Origin of the sequence: Desulfobaculum xiamenense, from assembly GCF_011927665.1 — a bacterium.
Lineage (GTDB): Bacteria > Desulfobacterota > Desulfovibrionia > Desulfovibrionales > Desulfovibrionaceae > Desulfobaculum > Desulfobaculum xiamenense.
This window is the reverse complement of record NZ_JAATJA010000001.1, coordinates 1604621-1623918: the sequence shown is the minus strand read 5'-3', so window position 1 is coordinate 1623918 and position 19298 is coordinate 1604621. Positions and strand designations below refer to the sequence as shown.

Here is a 19298-nt window from a genome sequence, read left to right as displayed (position 1 = left end):
CATGATGATTAAAATGGGCCGCTGGAGCATTACGGCAGCGATTTGGCCCGTCGTTTGGACAAGGTTCGCCGTCGATGGCATAACGAGAAAAAGGACCCGGCCAGCCCGGGGCCTTTCGAATGACAGACGGAAGGCGCGCGGGAATGTCCCGTGGATGGAGTGAGCGGATGGCGGAAGAGAGGCCATGACCATACTGACGAGAATCATCGCGATCATGGTGATCGTTCTGGTTTTCTGCCAGCCTGCGGCCTCCCGCGTGGAGCCTGATCCGCTCACGCCAGTGGAGCGCGCATGGATCGAAAAGCACGCGGATTCCATCACCTTCGTCTATGACGACAAGTTCCCTCCCTTCGAGTTTCGCGACGGACGCGGGCGTTTCGCCGGCCTTGGGGCGGACTATCTGCACCTCATCGAGCAGAAGCTCGGCGTCACGTTCAATACCCGCACGCATTCCGACTGGAACGTGGTCCTCGGGTGGCTGCGCACCGGCGAGGGCGACGCCATCACCATGCTCACCAAGACGCCGGAACGGACGGCGTTTCTTATCTACACGGAACCCTATGTGGACGTGCCCTGCGTCATCGTGGTCCGGCGCGACAATCAGGACGTGCAGCGGTTGGAGGATTTGCGTAACCGACGGGTGGCCGTGGTCAGCGGCTACGCCATCGAGAGTTTCATCCGCGACAACTACGGCGATATCTTCGAGATAGTCCCCGTGCCCAACGCCCAGTCCGGCCTGCGCGACGTGTCGTTCCAGGCCGTGGACGCCTTCGTGGTCAATACGGGGCTGGCGGCCTACTACATCGGTCAGGAGGGCCTCTCCAACCTCAAGGTCGCCGGGGATGCCGTCTTCACCTACAAATTCCGCATGGGCGTGCGCAAGGACATGCCCATCCTGCGCGATGTCCTGCAGAAGGGACTCGATCTCATTACCGAGGAAGAGCGGCAGGACCTGCGCGAGCGCTGGTATTCCATCAGCACGGACACGCATCGCCTGACCATCGTCCTGCGTGTGGTGACGGTGGGGCTGCTGGTGGCCGTGGGGACGGTGGTGGGGTTCTCGGCGGTGAACAGGACGCTCAAGCGCAAGGTGCGCGAGCGGACGCTGGCGTTGGAACGCGAGCTGGACGAGAAGATGCGCATGGCCGAGAACCTGCGCCGTAGCGAGGAGCGCTACGAGCTTGTGGTGCGTGGGGCCAACGACGGCATCTGGGACTGGGACGTACGTAGCGGCGTGGTCTATTTCTCCCCGCGCTGGAAGGCGATCATCGGGTATCAGGATCACGAGATCGAGAACCGCGAGGACGAGTGGCTCTCGCGCATTCATCCAGACGATCGCACCATGGTGCTCAAGGCCAATGCCGACTGCCGCGATGGTGTCGTGGAACAGTTCGAGGTGGAATATCGCCTGCGGCACAAGGACGGCACCTATCGCTGGGTTCTTGGCCGCGGCATCGCCGTGCGTGACGAGACCGGCACGGCCTACCGCATGGCTGGGACGCACTCCGACATCACCGGGCGCAAGCGCGCCGCCGAGGAGCTTTCGCGATCAAATCGTCTCTTTCGCGCTGTGCTGCATCAGGCACCCTTCGGTATCCAGATTGCGCAGGGCAATGCCCAGTCGTGGCTGCTCACCGCCTCCAACCGCGAGGCGAACCGTATTCTTGGCTTCCCCGATGAAGGAGTGGGCACCACGGGCATGGTGGGTGGGGAATTCGTCAATCGTCAGAATGTCACCTTTTCCATGTTCTCCACGTCCGGCGACCAGTTGGGGCTGGAAGAGGCCCCGTTGGTCAAAGTGATGAGCCGGGGCGAGAAGACGAGCGGCGGGGAATTGCTGATGCGTCGCGCCGACGGCCGCGAGTTGGTCATTCTCGTCGATGCCGCGCCCGTTCATGATGAGGATGGACGTCTTGTGGCTGGCGTGAGCATCTTCGTGGACATTACGGAGCGCAAGCGCGCCGAGGTGGACCGCAAACGGCTTCGCAATCTTCTGCAGGCCATCATCGACTCCATGCCGTCGGCGCTCGTCGCCGTGGACGCGCAGGGGCTTGTGACGCAGTGGAACCGGGAGGCCCGGCAGTTGACCGGGCGTGGCATGTTCGATGCGGTCGGTCGCCCGCTGGAGGAGGTCTTCCCGGATCTTGCGGGCGAGATGGAGCGCATCCGCGAGGCCATGCGACGCCGTGAGACCCGAATCTTTCCGCGCCGTCCGCGCATGACGGCGGACGGGCAGCGCTACGAGGATGTCGCCATCTATCCGCTGCGTTTCCAGGGGCTGGGGGGGGCCGTGGTGCGCGTGGACGACGTGACTGAGCGCACGCGTATCGAGGAGATGATGGTGCAGGCGGAGAAGATGCTCTCCGTGGGTGGGCTGGCCGCGGGCATGGCGCACGAGATCAACAATCCGTTGGGCATCATCATGCAGTGCGCGGAAAGCTCCCTGCGGCGCGTTTCGCCGCGTATCAAGGCGAATCGCGAGGTCGCCGAGCGTCTGGGGCTGGACCTTGATTCCATGCGCGAGTACATGGAGGAAAGGGGCATCACCGGGTACATGCAGGGCATACGTGATGCCGGAATCCGCGCGGCGCGCATCGTCGCCAACATGCTGGAGTTCAGCCGACGCAGCGAATCGCGCGTGCAGCCGTGCAACCTGAACGCCATGCTGGATTCGACGCTGGAGCTGGCCGCCAACGATTACGATTTGAAGAAGAAGTTCGATTTCAGGCAGTTGACCATTACCCGCGAGTACGATCCGGACCTGCCGAACGTGTCGTGCAGTTTTACGGAGATTGAGCAGGTGCTGCTGAATCTGTTTAAGAACGCGGCGCAGGCTCTGGCGGAGATGAAGGAACGTCCCGAGACGCCGGGGATGGTCATCCGTACCCGGCGCGAAGGGCACATGGCGGTCATCGAGGTGGCCGACAACGGTCCCGGCATGGAGGAGAACGTGCGCAAGCGCGTCTTCGAACCGTTCTTCACCACCAAGCCGGTGGGAACCGGAACGGGGCTTGGGCTTTCGGTGTCCTATTTCATCGTATGCACGAACCACGGCGGGCAGTTCGACGTGGAATCCGCGCCCGGCAGAGGCGCGAAGTTCACAATCAGACTGCCACTGGGAGAAAGCGAGACATGAGCTTCGAGTCACCCGTCATACTCATCGTCGATGACGAGGCTCTCATCCGTGCGACTCTGGCGGATTTCTTCGAGGATTGCGGCTTTGACGTCCATACCGCGGGGAGCGGGGAGGAAGGACTGGAGAAGCTTGCCGCACTCGCCCCGGATTTCGTGACGGTGGACATGCGTCTGCCCGGCATGGATGGGAACGATTTCATTTTGGCCGCGTTGGCGATCAGGCCGGGCCTGCGGTTCCTCATCTTCACCGGTTCGGCGGACTACGTGCTGCCCATGCCGCTACGCAACGCGGGGCTGACGCCGGAGCACGTATTCATGAAACCCGTGCAGTCGCTGGAGGCGTTGCTCGGCGCGCTGGAGAAGCTTTACGGGTTCAAGGCCGAATTGTGAGGGCTTGCCGCGTACGCCGGTGCAATGCCGATGGACGCGGAAATGCTCCCGCCCTTTGCCGGGCGGGGGAAGAATGACGGGGGCTGATCAGCGCCAGAGGTCCAGCTCTTCCGAGACGATTTTCTCGGCGATGGCGCGCCCGTTTGGGGCGTAGGTTCCGTTCTGAACCATGGCCTTGAGCCGGGCGACCTTGTCCTCGCGGATGCCGGTGGAATCCGCGGCGGTTTCGCGCGCGGTGGAGAGCAGCCGCGCCCCGTCGCTGACGGAGACGGCGTCCCTGCTTTTGGGCGTCGAATCCTTGACGCCGGACGCGAGCTCCTCGCGTTCCCGGTCCTGCTGGATGCGGAACTGGTCGTACGGTGTCCTGCCGACTCCGATTCCCTTGATGTTCACGTTCGTCCTCCCCGGACCCTGATGGCACGCATCGGGTCTGTCTTCCAGATTATGCATCGCGAGCCTTTCGTGTCAATTCGCATGGCGCGCATACCATGGAAGATATGCAGACATCGTGCCACCATGTGGCCCGTGAGGAGCTCAGACCTCCAGCCCCACGGACTGGATGAGCTCCCCGCGCGAATTGTAGACCGGCGAGGCCTCAATGGCGACGAGCTTCCCTGCCATCGCCGGGTCGGCGTAGACCTTCCGGCTCAACCGCGCCCTCTGGATGTTCTTCATCGCCTCGGCCAGCGTCTGGCCCTTACGGACCGGCGCGACAGGCCATTCCCTTGACGCATCGTTGACGATACTGATCCCGGCCATGACGAAACCTCCCTGTTTCGGAGATGGCGTTCAGCATGTGCGTTGCTGCCGATGCATGTTCTATCGGCGCAATGTGGCGAAATCTTTAGAGTGCGCGTGCGGCTTGGGTTCCCTGGGAAATTACGTTCCCGGACGGGCGTTCTTGAGGCGTGGGCAGTTGGCTGTCAGAGCGCAGGTGGGGCATCCGCCGCGCCACGGCATGGGGGTGAGCACGGCGTAGCGTCGGCCGAGGACGTTCTCGTCCGCCCAGTCCAGCCCGAGGCTGCGTATGGCTTCGGAGACGGATGGGTCGGGCGGTGGCACCGGGGCGCAGCCGTTGTCGGCGATCTGCGGCACAAGTTCCGCCGCCGCGCTCATGAGCAGGTCGAGGGCCAGTACATGCAGCAGGAAGGACCAGCGCGGCGCGTCGGGCCATGAGGCGTCGATGTCCGCCTCGACCTCCTCGTCCAGCCATGCCAGCAGGCGGCTTCCAGTGGGGGAGGCGATGACGACCGCCGTCAATTTCCCGGTCCATCGTTCCCACTGTGTGGCCAGTTCCGCCCGTTCGTCCCGCGTGAGCGTCGTGGCCTGTGAAAGGGCCAGAAAGCGCTGCGTCTCGAAAACGGGCTTCGGATAGAGCGGCGTGATGCCGGGGCGTGCGGTGGCGTGCGTCATGTGGAGAGCATAGCGCACAACGGCGGCGGCGTCAGTAGCGTGAGGCTTTACACCGTGGGCGGGGTGCCGTAGTTTCGAAGATGGAGGCACTCCCCGGCGCGGCAGGAGCCGTCCTGCGGGAGTGGACGATCCTCATGCTGTTCACTGATGACAATGCGCATGCGGCGGCTTTCCGTAGGATGTTCGTCCGCCTGCCACCCTACACCATGTACAATCTGCGCGAGTCGCGCGCGGCCGAACTCGTGCGGCGCGAGGCTACCTACGACGCGGGGTTCGCCCAGCGCACGGAGCCGGGGATGCCCGTGCATACGCGCATGGCGTCCAACGCCGCGCTCAATCTTGATCCCGCAGCCGGGCACGGCGACGCGTTCGGCCCGCGCAGTCTTCCCGAGTCCGATACTGGGCTTGTCATGCGCGCCCGCGCGTAGGTGGGGTCGGTCCGGCCTTTCTCATATTCCGCTGATAACGATGGAACTGTCCTTGTCGGGCCTGAGGCGCAGGAGAGCCTTGCGAAGCAGCCGCGCCTCGCCGAGCGCCGGATTCAGGCGCAGGCATTCTTCGATGGCGATCATGGCCTTGTCGATGTCCTGTGCCTCGTAGTGGGCGCGGGCCACGTTGAACAGCAGGTGGTCGTCGTTCTCGCCGAGTTCCATGGCCCGTGTGTAGTAGGCGATGCATTCGCGGAACATGCCGTTGCGGCGCAGGCGGATGCCGAATTCGTTGAAGAGGTGCTTGTGCGCCTCGGTGAAGGCCGCGTCGAGGCTGACGATCTTTTCGAGGGTGCTGCGCGATTTGTCCAGTTCGCCTTGTTCGAGGTAGGTCAGGCCGATGCCGAAGTTGGCGCGGATGTGATCCTCGTCCACCTCAAGGGCCTGAACGTACTGGAATTCCGCGCTGTACAGTTCGCCCTTCTCGCGGTGGTCGTCGGCCACGTCCACGGTCTGCTCCAGTTCGCGCATGCGCGGGGCGACTTGCGACATGAACATGTCTGGTTCCGGCACGAAGTCGCGCAGCACATCTTCCGGGGTGGTGGGAACGGCGTTGCCGGTGGGCACGAGGTTCTTATTCACGGGACGCATGGTCGTGTCGCCGTTCTCGGTGCGCTCGACGAACCAGAGCTTCTTGGTGACGGTCCTGCGTTTGGTCGCGCCGAAGCCGACAGTGGCCGACACCTCCTCGGAAAAGACCCCGGCGAAGGGGCAGGGGAGATGGTCCAGGGCTGGTGGGGTGATCGGGGGGGCTGTCATGGGCGATACGTTGCGCTGACGCGGCGATGGTTGACGGTCGTGAGTCGTGCTCGTTTCATCCATGAATAATCCGACAGCATGTGGCGCGGTGAAAGGTCGGCAGAATGGATGTGTGGCCGAATATCGCCGTGATTGGCCGATTTTCGCAGCAAAGCTCGACGAAACGCCGAAAATGTCGCGTATGGTTCGTTCGCGCGTGATTGTGGAGGGTTGGATGGCAAAAAAAGATGCAGGTGTTTCGTTCGGACTGTGGTGGCGGGCTGCGGTGCCGGTCGCGCTTGTGCTGCTGGTGGCATGCATGCCGTGGTCCGCGCGGGGAGAATACCTCGGCACCATCGACGCGCGGGGAATCGAGCGTCTGATCGCGCAGGCGCAGGGGCGGGCCGTGGTGGTGTCGTTCTTTGCGACGTGGTGCAGTCCGTGCCGCGAGGAGACGCCGGAGTTCATCGCCCTGCGCGACGAGGTGTCGCATGAGGACCTGCTCTTCGTTGGCGTATCGCTCGACTTCGATGAGGAGGCGCTTACGGGGTATGTTCGAAGCGAGGGCGTGAATTATCCGGTGTATCTCGCCGAGCCGGGCGTTGCCGCGCATTTCGGCGTGGAGGGCATTCCGGCGCTTCTGATCTGGGACGCGGAAGGGACGCTTCGGTCCGCGCAGGCGGGCTACCTGCCACGCGAGGAAATGCGCGCGCTGGTCATGCGCTACATTGGGCGCGGGGCGGATGTGTCGCAAGGGCGTTCACGGACAGCCTCGGGCGGTTGAGTCACGTGCGAGCGCGGAATTTCGCGCGGAGTCTTGCGCGGGGGCGTCGGGGAAGATAGGCTGGAGGCAAGCCTTGCCCGTGGGCATCTGCACCCTACGGGCGCGACGCAACAAGGAGTAGGCCCATGACACGACAGTTTTCCTTTGTGAAGTACGAGAACGAGGTGCTTCCCGAGTACCGGGATCGACTCAACAAGGCGGAATCATCGGAGGATGTGCGCAATACCTTCGCCTACATGGTGCAGGAGCTGTTCCGCAGGGCGCTCGACGGGCGCGACGTGCTGGAGTTCGACGACGTCGTGCTCGCCCCGGATACGGCCGAGGGCTACAGCATGAGCGAGCAGGTCATGGCGCGGGAGGAGATCGCCTCGCTGTGGGAGGACTCCGACCTCGGGCGCGTGCTGGGCGATCTGGCGGATTCGGCGCAAAAACGCATCATCCGCCTCGAAAAGCACGAGGAGAAAACGGATTCGAAGATACGGAACTGATGTTCCGGGATCGAAGGCACACCCCGCTTCGGCGGGGTGTTTCGTTTCGTGGGAGCGCTACTTGCCGTTATGCAGCGTGCCGCCTATGCCGTTGCGCTTGAGGGATTTGAGGAAGCAGTCGAAGGAGTCGCCGCACGTTTCCACAAGGTGTCGCAGGTGGCGGAGATTCTTCCTGATGGACACCTGGTAGAGGTCGCAGTCCAGCCCGTGGGTCTTTTTGAAATGCGCATGCATGTAGCCGCGCATGCCGCCGAGGGCGGTGTCGAGGCGAGGGCGTGCCACGCTGTCGTAGAAGGCCTGCGTCTTGGCCAGCAGGTCCAGTTCCGAATCGAAGCCAGGCAAGCCCGCCTCGCGGAATTCCTGAAAGAGCAGCAGGAGTTTTTCGAGATAGTTGCGGTCCGCAATCTGAGCGATGAGGTCCGCCGAACCGACGATGCGCCCGGCCGTATGCGACTGGCGGGTAGGGAACGGAATGTCCTTCGGGTGCAGGGTCAGGCGGGTGCAGTCGATGACGCAGGCGAGTTCGGCAAGGCGCACCTCGCCGACATTGCGCGCGGACAGGTAGCTGCGCATGAGGGTGATGGAGCGGTCCTCGTGCCCGACGGTGTATTTCGCGCCGGAGCCTTCCGTATCCGCGTTTTCCTGGAGAAGGCCCATGTCGTGGAAATAGGAGCCGAGGATGGCGAGGGCGAAGGTGTCCGGATCGCTGTCTCCATCGAGAAGGTGGATGCCGTGCAGCAGGCGGGCGGACGCAAGCACGACGGACAGCGTGTGCTCCAGATCGTGGTAGCTGGTGTTGCTGGCGCGATAGCCGGGATAGCGCCCGGCGAAGAGACGCAACGTGTCGGCATGCAATTCCTTGAGCAGGGCCGGAAGCGAACCGAAACCGCAGTCTCGATGTATGCGCTCGACTTCGGCGATGACGGCCGATGCGTCTGCCGGGTTGAGCAGGTCGTAGAGGTGCGGGACGTCCTCGACCGGGATGTTCTGTGGCATGCTGTCTCCGCGATGGTGCGCATCCTGTCGCCATCCGGTCCGTTTTGGGGACAAATCCTGTGATGACGAAGCGTTGCATGTCATATGCCGCAAGGCATGACATATGGATTCGAATCCTACTCGAAATGATTGAAGATTGTAAAGCGGGTGGAGGCACGAACGGCCTCGGGGCGGATCAGCGCGCGGTGATGAGGGCCGCAAGAGTGCCGATGAACTCGCGGATTTCGTCGCGCACCCTGCGATAGGGGGCGAGGGCGATGTCCGGCGGAGAGCTTTGCGCGGCAAGGGATGGCGGATCGTCGAAGCCCCTGTGTAGGACGCGTGGCGCTCCGGGGAAGAAGGGGCAGGCCTCGCGGGCGTGGCTGCACAGCGTGATCACGAGATCGAACTCGCGGATGTCGAGTTCATCTATTGTCTTGGAGAACTGGGCGGAGATGTCCACGCCAACTTCGGCCATGGCTGTGACGGCCCGAGGGGCGAGGCGGGTCTTCATGACTCCGGCGCTACGCACGGTGAACTGCGGATGCATGGCGCGCGCGAACCCTTCGGCCATCTGGCTGCGGCAGGAGTTGCCCGTGCACAGGAAGAGAACTTTGCCTGCGGATGTGGATGACGCGTTCATGGGTGGAGCCTAGCACGGCCGTGTGACGATTGCGAGACGGCGGAAGGCTTCGGACCTTGCCAACCGTGGCGTGATGTGTTCTGTGTGGCCGCGGCGGCTGGTGCTTCGACCAGTCCGCATAACCTCTTCGGATTCCGAACTCACATGATCGAAATACTCGCCATAGCCGTGGCTCTCGCCATGGATGCCTTTGCCGTCGCCGTCGCCACCGGCGCCGGGCTTTCCCGTCTGACCCCTCGCCATGTGTTTCGTCTGGCATGGCACTTCGGGCTGTTTCAGGCCGTCATGCCCGTGGCCGGGTGGTGGATGGGGCTGACCGTACGGTCCTTTGTGGAGGACTGGGCGCACTGGTGCGCGTTCGGACTTTTGGCCTTCATCGGCGTGCGCATGTTCGCCGAGGCCATGAACGACGAGTGCGAATGCCGTGACGACGACCCCACCTGCGGGGCTACACTCGTCATGCTGTCCGTGGCCACGAGTATCGACGCACTGGCTGTCGGCGCGGGCTATTCGCTCATGGGCCGTCCCATTCTCATGCCCTCCGTGGTCATTGGCGTGGTCGCCTTTGCGTTCACGGCGGCGGGTATCTGCCTCGGGCGTCTGCTCGGCGCGGCATGCAGCTTCGGCCGCTACGCTGGCATGATCGGCGGAATCACCCTTGTCGGCATCGGGCTGAACCTGCTGCGCGAGAAGGGCGTTTTCGCGTCCCTTTTCTAGTCGCGTCGCGCCGCTGGCGCTTCCTTTTCACTTTTCCCTCTGCACGTGTTTGCGTTTTGACGTATGATGGTTCGAGGACCGTCGTGCGCGGGACGTGTCGCGCCCGGCGTGTTCGGTCCGCTTCCGCGTGAATGTGGGGAATCCGCATGCTCAGACGCATACTCTTCGTCGATGACGAACCGAATGTCCTGTCCGGCTTGCGGCGCATGCTGCACGGCATGCGCCGCGAGTGGGACATGCGCTTTGCAGCGAGCGGAGCCGAGGCCCTGACGCTGCTCGCGAGCGAGCCATTCGACGTGGTGGTGAGCGACATGCGCATGCCCGTGATGGATGGCGCGGCGCTTCTGCACGAGGTCATGGATCGGCACCCCGGCGTGGCGCGCATCGTACTGTCCGGTCATTCGGACCTCGATCTCGTCGTGCGTTCCGTACTCCCCGCCCATCAATACATCTCCAAGCCCTGCACGCAGGAAAAGCTCTGCGAGATCATCGCGCGGGCGCTTTCGGTGCAGGAGCTGCTTTCGGGTTCCGACATCCGCGAGATGGTCTCGCGCATCGAATCGTTGCCCTCGCTCCCGGAATCCTGCCGTCTGCTCAACGAGGAGCTTGCATCGCCGGAGCCGAGTCTTGCGCGGGTGGGTGCCATCATCTCGCGTGACATCGCCATGAGCGCCAAGGTGCTCAAGCTGGTCAACTCGTCGTTCTTCGGCTTCGCCGCGCACATTGCCAGTCCCGAACAGGCGGTGACCATGCTCGGGCTGCGCATCATGCGGGCGCTGGTGCTTTCCGTGCACATTTTCACCGAATTCGACAGCGCGGCCCTGCGTGACGTTTCGATTTCGCGGCTGTGGGAACATAGCATGCGCGTGTCCATGGTGTGCCGCAAGATAGCCTCGGCCATGGGGCTCGATCAGGTGGGGCAGGATCAGTGTTTCATTGCGGGGCTGCTGCACGACGTCGGAAAGCTCGTGCTCGCTGCGACGCTTCCGGAGCGCTACGCCGGGGTCATCGCCTGCGTCCGGCGCGAGAACCGGCTTGTGCGGGAGGTGGAATTCGAGACGCTCGGCACCACGCATGCCGAGGTCGGGGCGTACCTCATGGGGTTGTGGGGGTTGCCCGATCCGGTCATCGAGGCCGTGGCCTTCCATCATGCGCCCATGCACGCCGAGGGGGGAATGCGGCCTGTGGGCGCGGTGCATATCGCGAACTGGCTGGACCGCGAGTGTCATGTCATCAACAGCGAGTATGCCCGTGAATCGCTGGACATGGAATTCGTTGAACGGCTTGGTTGCACGGATAGACTGGAGCAGTGGGCGGGCTTCGTCGAGGCCGCGGAGGAGGGGACGGGCGATGAGCGATGAGCGGCGCAAGATTCTTTTTGTCGATGACGACGCCAACCTGCTGGCCTCGTACGCCCGCCAGTTGCGTAAGCGCTACGACGTGGAAACGGCGGAGAGCGGCGCCGCTGGCCTGCGGGCCGTGGGCGAGCTCGGACCGTTTTGCGTCATCGTCTCGGACTTCAGGATGCCGGGCATCGACGGTCTACAATTCCTGTCTGCCTGCCGGGAGGTCTCGCCCGATTCCTCGCGAATCCTTCTTACCGGGTTTGCGGAGTTGGAAGTGGCCATCAAGGCCGTGAACGAGGGGAGCATCTTTAGGCTGTTGACCAAGCCCTGTCACCCCGAGATTCTGGTTCGTGCCCTCTCCGACGGTGTGCGGCAGTACGAGCTGGTGCAGTCCGAGCGGGAGTTACTGGAGGAGACGGTGCGCGGCAGCGTGCGCGTGCTGAGTGACGTGATCGGACTCACTCGGCCTGATGTGTTCGGGCAGATTTCACGCATCATGCCCCTTGTGCGAAAGCTATCCATTCTGATGGACGATCCCCAGCCGTGGATGACGGAAACGGCGGCCATGCTTTGCCTTCTGGGGTTCATCACGCTCCCTGAGAAGCTTGTGCGCCGCGTGAATCTGGGGCGGACGCTGACGTCCGAGGAGTATGCCATGTTCGCCGGGCATGCGGAGGTGGCGTCCCGGCTGGTCATGCGCATTCCGCGCATGGAGGAGGTCGGGCGCATCATCGCCTATCAGGACAAGTTCTACGATGGACGCGGGCTTCCGCAGGATGCCGTCGCCGGCGATCTTATTCCCCTTGGAGCGCGCATTCTCAAGGTGTTGCTGGATTTCGACCGCGCCGTCGAGTCCGGTATGAATAGGCCAGAGGCGTTGACGGCGCTGGGGGGCCGTCACGGCTGGTACGATCCGCGCATCGTGTCCACCCTTGGCTCCATGGTCAAGGACGAAGGGCAGTACTGCGTGAAGACGGTGAACATGGATGCCCTGCAGGAGAGCATGGTCCTCGCGGAGGACATCATGCTCGAACGTGGCGGAAAGCTTGTTCGCGTCCTTGCGCGCGGGCAGGAGATGAGCCGGGTGACCATCGCCTATCTTCGGAAGTACCAGCAGAATTTCTCCATGTCTTCGAAGGTGCGGGTCATCATACCATGGGAATGCGTCGAGGATGAGTCGGCTTCCTCGACGCCGGAGTCGTCGTAGTTCTGCGGTTTAGAAGGCGATGTGGACACTTCGGATATCGTCATGGTATCGAGACGCGAAGGACGGCAGAGTTTCTCCCGCATGCCGTTCCTTTCGCGAAGTCCTGTCTTCTCTGGAGATTCAATGTTTCCAATCATCCTGAATTGTTGCGCGCGGCGCATGCTTGCGATCGCGGTCATTGTCTGCGCTCTGCTTGCCGTGGTCGAACACGCTCGTGCGGATATTCTGGACCATTCGGGTGCGGACGCGACGGATACTGTCGTCGTGCGCAGCGTCGAGCTTCCGCGTTACATGGAGTTGAGCGGCGGCGCGCCCTCGGGGTTCGCCGCCGAGTTGTGCCGCGAGATCGCCTCCCGTAGCGGTGACGAGGTCCGCTTCGAGCTTGGCACATGGCGGCAGGCGCTACATTGCGCCGAGGCGGATGCCTTGTGTGCGGCCATTCCCGTGGCGCAGTTGCCGGGGCGCGAGGCCCGATTCAAGTGGGTCGGCCCGATCAGCTACGAACGGACATGGCTGTTCGCCGCGCAGGACTCGAACATCAAGTTGCGGACGCTTTCGGATGCGCGCCGCATGAGTGGGATAGCCGTGGTTCACGGCTCGTCGCATGAGCATATCCTCGTGGAGGCTGGGTTCGCCAACGTGGTCAGCTACGCCAGCCTGCGCCAGTGCATCGACGCCCTCGGCGAAGGGCGGGTGCAACTCATGGTCTGCGACGAATCCATGGTGCGCGGGTTGGCCAGCGCGGCGGGCTACGGCCCGGATGCCTTCAAGCCCGCGTTTCTGCTGCGCGAGAACCCGACCTACATCGCCTTTTCCCGCGACACGCCGGATTTCGTGGTGGAGCGCTGGCAGATCGAACTGGGCAACATCAAGCGCGACGGTACGTACGCGCGGCTCATGGAGACGTGGTTTCCGGAATCGGAGGCTGGGCAGACCGGGTCCGGCGTCTTTTCACGGATTGTCCTTTCGGATGCCGAAAAGGCGTGGCTGGAGCGCCACCGCACGGTTCGTGTGGTCGTCGATCCCGACTATCCGCCTTTTGATTTCAAGGCCCCGGACGGACGCCACCAGGGTGTGGCCTCGGATTATCTAGCGATCATTTCGGGTATGACCGGCCTGCGCTTCGAACTGGTCGAGGCGAGCACGTGGCCCGAGGCCCTGACGGCCATTCGCAGTGGGCAGGCCGATCTCATCCCCGCCATGATTCGGACGCTGGACAGACGGCGTCATTTCGAATTTACGGACCCGTTTTTGCGTTTCCCCATCGTGGTGTTCACGCGTACGGAGCATCTGTTTTGTACGGGGCTTGACGATTTCGGAAAAGAAACGATCGCCACGGTCAAGGGCTATTATCTTCAGGAAAATCTGCGCAGGGACTACCCCGACATCCGCATTGCCGCCTACGATTCCGTGCGCGCCGCGCTGCGGGCCGTTTCGTCCGGCGAGGCGGAAGCCTTCGTGGGTAATCTGGCTGTCGCGTCCTTCATTGTCCGGCAGGAGGGGCTGACCAATCTCAAGGTCGCCTGTCGGGTGAGCAACGCCCCCGAGGCCCTGTGTATGGGGGTGCGTCCGGACTGGCCGGAACTGGCGGGCATCATTGACAAGGTGCTTGAGGCTGTCCCCATGCAACAACGCACGGCGGTCTATGACCGATGGGTTGCGTTGCCAGTGGACTCAGGGCCTGATCTTTCCCGGCTACGCAAGTGGGGGCTGAGCGTGGGGGTGCCGCTCGTGGCACTTTTCGCGGTGATGCTGCTGGTCAACTGGCGGCTGCGGCGTGAGGTGCGCGAGCGCAGGCGTGCGGAGGCCGGGCTGGCCGATAGCGAGCGGCGCTATCGCGATCTTTTCGACAATGCGCAGGTGGGCATGTTCCAGTCCCATTCCGGAAGCGGAGAGGTGCTACGCGCCAACCGGTGTGCCGTGCAGATGTTCGGCTACGATGACTCCAGCTGCTTCGAGGCGGAGTTCCATTTTCTCGAAAGCTTTGTGGATCACGATGATCTCGCCCGGTTGCGCGAGCGGCTGGACGAGGCCGGGCATGTCGCCAACTTCACGACGCGCATGCGCCGCCGCGACGGGGCGGTGATCTGGGTGCGAACCTCGCTACGACGGGACCGACAGTCCGGCGTGGTGACCGGCGTGGTCGACGACGTGACCTCGCGCCGTCAGATGGAGCACAAGCTGCGCGAGAGCGAGGAACTGCATCGCAGCGTGGTCGAGAATTCCAATGACGGCATCGCCATCGTGGACGAGAATCTGCGGCTCGTCTTCTTTAACCGCAGGGCGCGGGAGCTGTTTGGCTTCTCGGCGGAAAGCCCTGTCATGGCGGACTTTTCGCGGGCCTTCCTTGAGGTGGATAGGTTGCGCGTGATGCGCGAGGGGATTGGCTGCGCGTCGGGGACCTGTCAGGCGCGCATGCATGGGGCCGATGGCAGGCCGCTTGACGTGGAGATATCGTCATCGGGCATCGTCTACGAGGGACGGCCTGCCGCGCTTGCCGTCATTCGCGATATCACGTCCCGCAAGCGCGCGGAGATGGCGCTACGCGAAAGCGAGGAGCGCCTCGCTCTCGCGCTGGACAGCGCGGACTACGGCCTGTGGGAAATCTGGCCGCAGACCGGACGCCTTGAACTGCCCGTGCGCATGTTCTGCGAGAACTTCGGCTATGAGTCGCAGGATGTGCCGCTGACCATGGAGGACACCCTCTCGCACGTGCATCCCGAGGATGCGCGGACGCTACGCGAGGCGTTGCGCGCCTTCGTCAGTGGGGAGCTGGACCAGCTTTCGACCGAATTCCGACTGCGCGACAGGTCCGGGCAGTGGCGCTGGCTCAACGTGGCAGGGCGCATCGTGGAACGCGGCGCAAGTGGTGAGGTGGCACGCATCATCGGCCTGTGCACGGACGTCACCGCGCGGCGTGCGGCGGAGGAACGTCTGCGGGAACTGGCTGTGACCGATGGGCTGACCACGCTGTTCACGCGCAGGCATTTTATGGAGTTGGCCGAACGCGAAGTGCGCCGGGCCCGTCGTGGTGGCACCACCGTGGCGCTCCTCATGATGGATGCCGACAATTTCAAGAGCATAAACGATACTCACGGCCACGCCGTGGGCGATGCGGTGCTGCGCGGGCTGGCCCGCGCCGGAAGTGCCGTCGTGCGCGAGGTGGACATCTTCGGACGGATCGGCGGCGAGGAATTCGCCATTGTTTTGCCGGATACCGAGATGGAGCGGGCATGCGCCGTTGCGGAGCGGCTACGCGCGGCCATTGGCGGCCTGTCCGTCCCACTGCCCGACGGCCGAGGGGCCATCCGGTTCACGGTGAGCATCGGCGTGGCGGTGGCGGACGGCGAGGAAAGCCTTGAGGGGCTGTTCGCGGCAGCCGACGAGGCCCTGTACCGCGCCAAGTCCGAGGGGCGCGACAGGGTGGCCGTGGCGCGGCGCGATTGAGCGCAACGCAGGCGCGTTTCGCGTGTCTCGCTCCCCGTCAGACCTCCTGAATGGGGTGGACTTCCTTGCAGTAGTCGTCCCAGTCCGCGCAGGTCTTGGAGATGTCCTCGATGTGGAGCTTGCCGCACGACGCGCAGGTCAGCTCCATCCTCGGCGCACGCCCGCCAAGGGCCTTCTGTTTGCGTCCGCTCAGTTCGAGGGGGGCGTCTCCGGGAGTGGATTCGAGGGCCTTCAACTCGCGCGCGGTGAGGTGCAGCGTCGCCTTCACGCCACAGTCCGGGCATTCGGTGCGCACGGTGTATTTCTTCTCGCCCATGGCGTCCCTCCGTTCAGGCTTCGTTGAAGTGCCCGCACTGGGTGCACATGAAGGAGCATATCCTACCCTTGCCCTCCACCACCTCGCATTCAACTTCCTCCATGTTGGAGCAGTTGCCGCACTGGACGAGCGCCATGCCGCTGACGGGATCGTAGCGGTATTCCTCGCCGTCGATGACCACCGTTTCCGTGAAGCGTTCGAAGTCGATCATGGGGGTACCTCCATGTTGCGATATTCGCCGGGGGCGGGGAGAAGGTCAAGAGGGCGAAGCGGTGGGCGCGACGGACCGATGATCGCTGTTGCCGGGGATGACGCTTGCGGGTAAGGAGTATCGCCCCGACCATGTCGGGCGTATGGAGATGATATGGGGAGTTCGGAGAGTCAGGCCGCACCGGGGCGCGGCATTTCGAAGGGCGTGCTGTGCGTCGCGGCGGGCACGGTTTTCTTCAGCATGAGTAGCGTACTGGTCAAGATGGCCGGACAGCGGCTGCCGTTCATGGAACTGGTCCTCGGGCGCAGTGTGTTCGGCCTTGTGCTGTGCTGGTGGCTGATGCGCCGGAGCGGCGTGCCGGAACTCGGGCACAACCGACGGCTCCTGTTCCTGCGCGGTGTGCTCGGATTCGGCGGGCTGGCCGCCTCGTTCTATGCCATCACGCACATGCCGCTGGCCGACGCCATCGTGCTCTTCTACAGCAATCCCGTCTTTGCCGTCGCCATTTCGCTCTTCTTTCTCGGCGAGCGTCTGGACGCTCGCGCCGTGGCCTGCATTCCGCTGTGTCTGGCCGGGGTGATGCTCGTGACGCGCCCGCCGATCATCTTCGGAGCCTCGGGGACGGACGTCGCCGGGCTGGCCTACGGCGTGGCGCTGTTCGCGGCGGTCTCTTCGGCCGGGGCGTACACCACCATGCACCACCTCGGGCGTAGCGAACATCCGCTGGTCATCGTGCTCTACCTGTACATCGTGTCCATTCCGATTTCGCTTGTGGCGAGCATTCCGGGCTGGGTCGCCCCCACGTGGACGGAATGGGCCATGCTGGCGGGAATTGGAACGTTGACGCAGGTGGGGCAGATGCTTCTCACGCGCGGGCTTGCGATGGAATCCACAGGGACGGCCACGGCCACGGGCTGCCTGCAGGTGGTGTTCACGGCGTTGTGGGGCATGCTGTTTTTTGACGAATATCCCGATGCGCTGGCCCTTGCCGGGGCGGGATGCATTGTGGCCAGCACGCTCGTCCTGTCCGGGACCATACGCCTGTGGCGGCGGGCCTGACGCGGCGAGCGTCGTCGGTATGCGCAAAAGGGGGCGGCATCCGTGGATGCCGCCCCCTTTTGCGTGGTGGAACGGAAAACTTAGCGCTTGGGGCGGATGTAGCCCCAGTTCTGGAGGCGGCCGTAAGCGTGGGTGGCGAATTCGCCTTCGCCTCCGCTTTGCAGGAAGCGGGAGTATTCGCGCGCGGCGGCGTCGCGCTGGCCCATGGATTCGAGGCAGACGCCCTTGAGATAGACGGTGTTGGCGTTGCCGGGGAGCATGCGCTCGTAGTCGTGGAAGGCGCGAAGAGCCCCCGCACTGTCGCCGAGGCCGAGGCTGGCCATGCCCTTCATGTGCAGGGCCTGCGGTTCGGCGGGCTTCACCTCGTGGGCGGTCTTGGCGTAGCGGGCGGCTTCGGCGTCATGCTTCAGGGCGAGCTGACACTTGGACATCATGAGCAGGCCCGCATAGTCGTCGGGCATGTCCTTGAGCGCCTGCGAGAATTTTTTTTCCGCGTCGGCGAACTGTTTCTTGCCCATGTGCTTCTCGCCGTCCTGCAGGGCTTCGATGGCTTTTCGCCTTGCGCGCAGGCTGGCCGTGGAGTCCATGAACCGTTCGCGGCCCAGGGGCAGGCCCTTGGCGTTGGCGTAGAACTCGTCCATTTCGTTGATGGCGTTCTCGCGGCGTTCTTCGCTCATGGGATGGGAGGCGAAAAGCATGTCCAGCGCACTGGGCTTCTTGTCGTGCAGGTCCACGAGGTGCTGTTGCAGGCCGACCATGCCCTTCGGCGAGTAGCCACTCTTGACCATGTATTCCATGCCCAGCGAGTCCGCCTGCCGTTCGTCCTCGCGGCTGTAGAAGGCCAGTAGCGCGCCGGAGGCCACGCCGCCAAGCCCTGCGGCCAGCGCCGCGTAGCTTTTCTGGCGTGTGCCGACGTAGGCGGCAACGCCCGTGGCGAGGGCCGAAATCACCATGCCCTTGGACATGCGCGAGGCGGTGTGCCGGGCGTTGACGTGGCCGAGTTCGTGGCCGAGCAGGGCGGAGAGTTCCGCCTCGTTTTCCAGCGTGAGCATGATGCCGCGCGTGCAGGCGATGGAGCCGCCAGGAAAGGCGTAGGCATTGACGTACACGGCGTCCACGCAGTGGAAGTTATAGGGCATGTCCGGGCGGTGGACGTGACGAGCCATGGCCGCGCCCGTGGACGAGACGTAGGCGTTGAGCGCGGTGTCGGACGTTGTCCCGTAGTCCGTCGAGAACTGGTGCGGGGCGTTTTTCTTGTCGACGTCGATTTCCTGCGAGGGCGACATCAGCATGAACTGCTGCTGTCCGGTCACGGGGTTGGCGGCGCATCCGGTCAGCGCTCCGGCCGCCGAAAGACCTGCCAGCTTCAGGAATTGTCGTCTGCTTAGAATGTCGGTTGGCATGCGGGCCTCCTTGGGTGCCTTCGTGCCATGTACCACGCCGCGCCCCGGCGAAACAAGAGACACGCCGGTGGTTCCCTCGGGCGATTCGATGGTATGCTCGGGTGAAGAGCGTGATTCGCGCGTCTCGCGGAAAAGGCGGCGCTGGCCGAGGGGCGGCGTGGACGGGCGCGATGTAGAAAAATGGCCTTGTGTATGTCTATTTCGCGTCCATAGCCCGCAATGCAGACATTTTCCATGGGAAGTGTCTTCCGGATGACCGTTTTTAGGAATGATGCGATGTCCGGTACATGCGTCAAGTCAATGCACAAGCTTGGGGAAAAAGTCACAAAATGTATGGGAATGCCGAACATTGAACTTTCGGGGATGCCGCCGGGAACCCGCGTCGTGCCTGACACCGTGGGCGTCACTCCTTGCGTAGTGGAAATTCGTTTTCCAATTTATCGAATGAATACGGCGTGTTATTGTACAAATAAAAGTATTCACTCATATATATGCTGCGCTTGACAATGTGAAATCGAGAACATAAGGGAGAGAAGTG

The 19298-nt window shown here is 63.5% G+C and carries 19 protein-coding genes; 10 read left to right on the top strand and 9 right to left on the bottom strand.

The window, feature by feature from the left end:
- The first annotated feature begins 184 nt into the window (after positions 1-184).
- Both GGQ74_RS07400 and GGQ74_RS07395 read left to right on the top strand, forming a co-directional pair.
- The gene (locus GGQ74_RS07400) at positions 185-3136 is read left to right on the top strand and encodes a PAS domain S-box protein (protein WP_167940846.1); all 2952 of its coding nucleotides are present in this window, start codon (positions 185-187) and stop codon (positions 3134-3136) included.
- On the top strand, positions 3133-3525 hold the full coding sequence (locus tag GGQ74_RS07395; RefSeq protein WP_167940845.1) for a response regulator: 393 nt from the start codon (positions 3133-3135) through the stop codon (positions 3523-3525). Before GGQ74_RS07400 ends, GGQ74_RS07395 begins: the two co-directional genes overlap by 4 nt.
- 87 nt (positions 3526-3612) lie before the next feature.
- Here GGQ74_RS07395 and flgM read toward each other — a convergent pair whose 3' ends face one another.
- From flgM to GGQ74_RS07380, 3 genes are all read right to left on the bottom strand, one after another.
- A complete protein-coding gene (flgM, locus tag GGQ74_RS07390; protein WP_167940844.1) occupies positions 3613-3918 on the bottom strand; it encodes a flagellar biosynthesis anti-sigma factor FlgM in 306 nt (101 codons plus the stop codon).
- Positions 3919-4059: 141 nt separating this feature from the next.
- Positions 4060-4284, bottom strand: coding sequence for a hypothetical protein (locus GGQ74_RS07385; protein ID WP_167940843.1), 225 nt, complete (start codon positions 4282-4284; stop codon positions 4060-4062).
- Between the two features lie 120 nt (positions 4285-4404).
- Positions 4405-4938, bottom strand: a complete 534-nt coding sequence (locus GGQ74_RS07380; RefSeq protein ID WP_167940842.1) for a hypothetical protein — start codon at positions 4936-4938, stop codon at positions 4405-4407.
- Positions 4939-5072: 134 nt separating this feature from the next.
- On the opposite strand from GGQ74_RS07380, the gene GGQ74_RS07375 reads away from it, so the two are divergent.
- Positions 5073-5366, top strand: coding sequence for a hypothetical protein (locus GGQ74_RS07375; RefSeq protein WP_167940841.1), 294 nt, complete (start codon positions 5073-5075; stop codon positions 5364-5366).
- 21 nt (positions 5367-5387) lie between these two features.
- Here the strand turns inward: GGQ74_RS07375 and GGQ74_RS07370 are convergent, their stop codons facing one another.
- A complete protein-coding gene (locus GGQ74_RS07370; protein WP_167940840.1) occupies positions 5388-6185 on the bottom strand; it encodes a tetratricopeptide repeat protein in 798 nt (265 codons plus the stop codon).
- 214 nt (positions 6186-6399) lie between these two features.
- Between GGQ74_RS07370 and GGQ74_RS07365 the strand changes: the two genes are divergently transcribed.
- Positions 6400-6948 (top strand): TlpA family protein disulfide reductase, encoded by a 549-nt coding sequence (locus GGQ74_RS07365; protein WP_167940839.1) that lies wholly within the window; start codon positions 6400-6402, stop codon positions 6946-6948.
- 125 nt (positions 6949-7073) lie between these two features.
- A complete protein-coding gene (locus GGQ74_RS07360) occupies positions 7074-7436 on the top strand; it encodes a hypothetical protein (RefSeq protein WP_167940838.1) in 363 nt (120 codons plus the stop codon).
- Between the two features lie 57 nt (positions 7437-7493).
- Here the strand turns inward: GGQ74_RS07360 and GGQ74_RS07355 are convergent, their stop codons facing one another.
- Complete coding sequence (locus GGQ74_RS07355; protein WP_167940837.1) at positions 7494-8432, bottom strand: HD domain-containing protein; 939 nt, start codon at positions 8430-8432, stop codon at positions 7494-7496.
- Between the two features lie 175 nt (positions 8433-8607).
- Positions 8608-9054, bottom strand: coding sequence for an arsenate reductase ArsC (locus GGQ74_RS07350; RefSeq protein WP_167940836.1), 447 nt, complete (start codon positions 9052-9054; stop codon positions 8608-8610).
- Positions 9055-9198: 144 nt separating this feature from the next.
- Here GGQ74_RS07350 and GGQ74_RS07345 point away from each other — a divergent pair, with 144 nt between their 5' ends.
- The 4 genes from GGQ74_RS07345 (at position 9199) to GGQ74_RS07330 (ending at position 15771) form a co-directional block, all read left to right on the top strand.
- Positions 9199-9771 (top strand): manganese efflux pump MntP, encoded by a 573-nt coding sequence (locus tag GGQ74_RS07345; RefSeq protein WP_167940835.1) that lies wholly within the window; start codon positions 9199-9201, stop codon positions 9769-9771.
- Positions 9772-9917: 146 nt separating this feature from the next.
- Entirely contained in the window at positions 9918-11132 is a 1215-nt protein-coding gene (locus GGQ74_RS07340) for a response regulator (RefSeq protein ID WP_167940834.1), read from the top strand.
- Positions 11122-12324 carry an HD domain-containing phosphohydrolase gene (locus tag GGQ74_RS07335; RefSeq protein ID WP_167940833.1) on the top strand — a complete coding sequence of 401 codons (1203 nt, stop codon included), beginning with the start codon at positions 11122-11124 and terminating at the stop codon, positions 12322-12324. Before GGQ74_RS07340 ends, GGQ74_RS07335 begins: the two co-directional genes overlap by 11 nt.
- Before the next feature lie 123 nt (positions 12325-12447).
- Positions 12448-15771: a diguanylate cyclase gene (locus GGQ74_RS07330; RefSeq protein WP_167940832.1), complete on the top strand. Its 3324-nt coding sequence runs from the start codon at positions 12448-12450 to the stop codon at positions 15769-15771.
- Positions 15772-15808: 37 nt separating this feature from the next.
- On the opposite strand, the gene GGQ74_RS07325 is transcribed toward GGQ74_RS07330, so the two are convergent.
- Positions 15809-16087 (bottom strand): hypothetical protein, encoded by a 279-nt coding sequence (locus GGQ74_RS07325; RefSeq protein WP_167940831.1) that lies wholly within the window; start codon positions 16085-16087, stop codon positions 15809-15811.
- Between the two features lie 13 nt (positions 16088-16100).
- The gene (locus GGQ74_RS07320; protein ID WP_167940830.1) at positions 16101-16298 is read right to left on the bottom strand and encodes a hypothetical protein; all 198 of its coding nucleotides are present in this window, start codon (positions 16296-16298) and stop codon (positions 16101-16103) included.
- A gap of 153 nt (positions 16299-16451) precedes the next feature.
- On the opposite strand from GGQ74_RS07320, the gene GGQ74_RS07315 reads away from it, so the two are divergent.
- Entirely contained in the window at positions 16452-17357 is a 906-nt protein-coding gene (locus GGQ74_RS07315) for a DMT family transporter (protein ID WP_167940829.1), read from the top strand.
- 80 nt (positions 17358-17437) lie between these two features.
- On the opposite strand, the gene GGQ74_RS07310 is transcribed toward GGQ74_RS07315, so the two are convergent.
- Positions 17438-18760, bottom strand: a complete 1323-nt coding sequence (locus GGQ74_RS07310) for a M48 family metalloprotease (protein ID WP_167940828.1) — start codon at positions 18758-18760, stop codon at positions 17438-17440.
- Positions 18761-19298 lie beyond the last annotated feature (538 nt).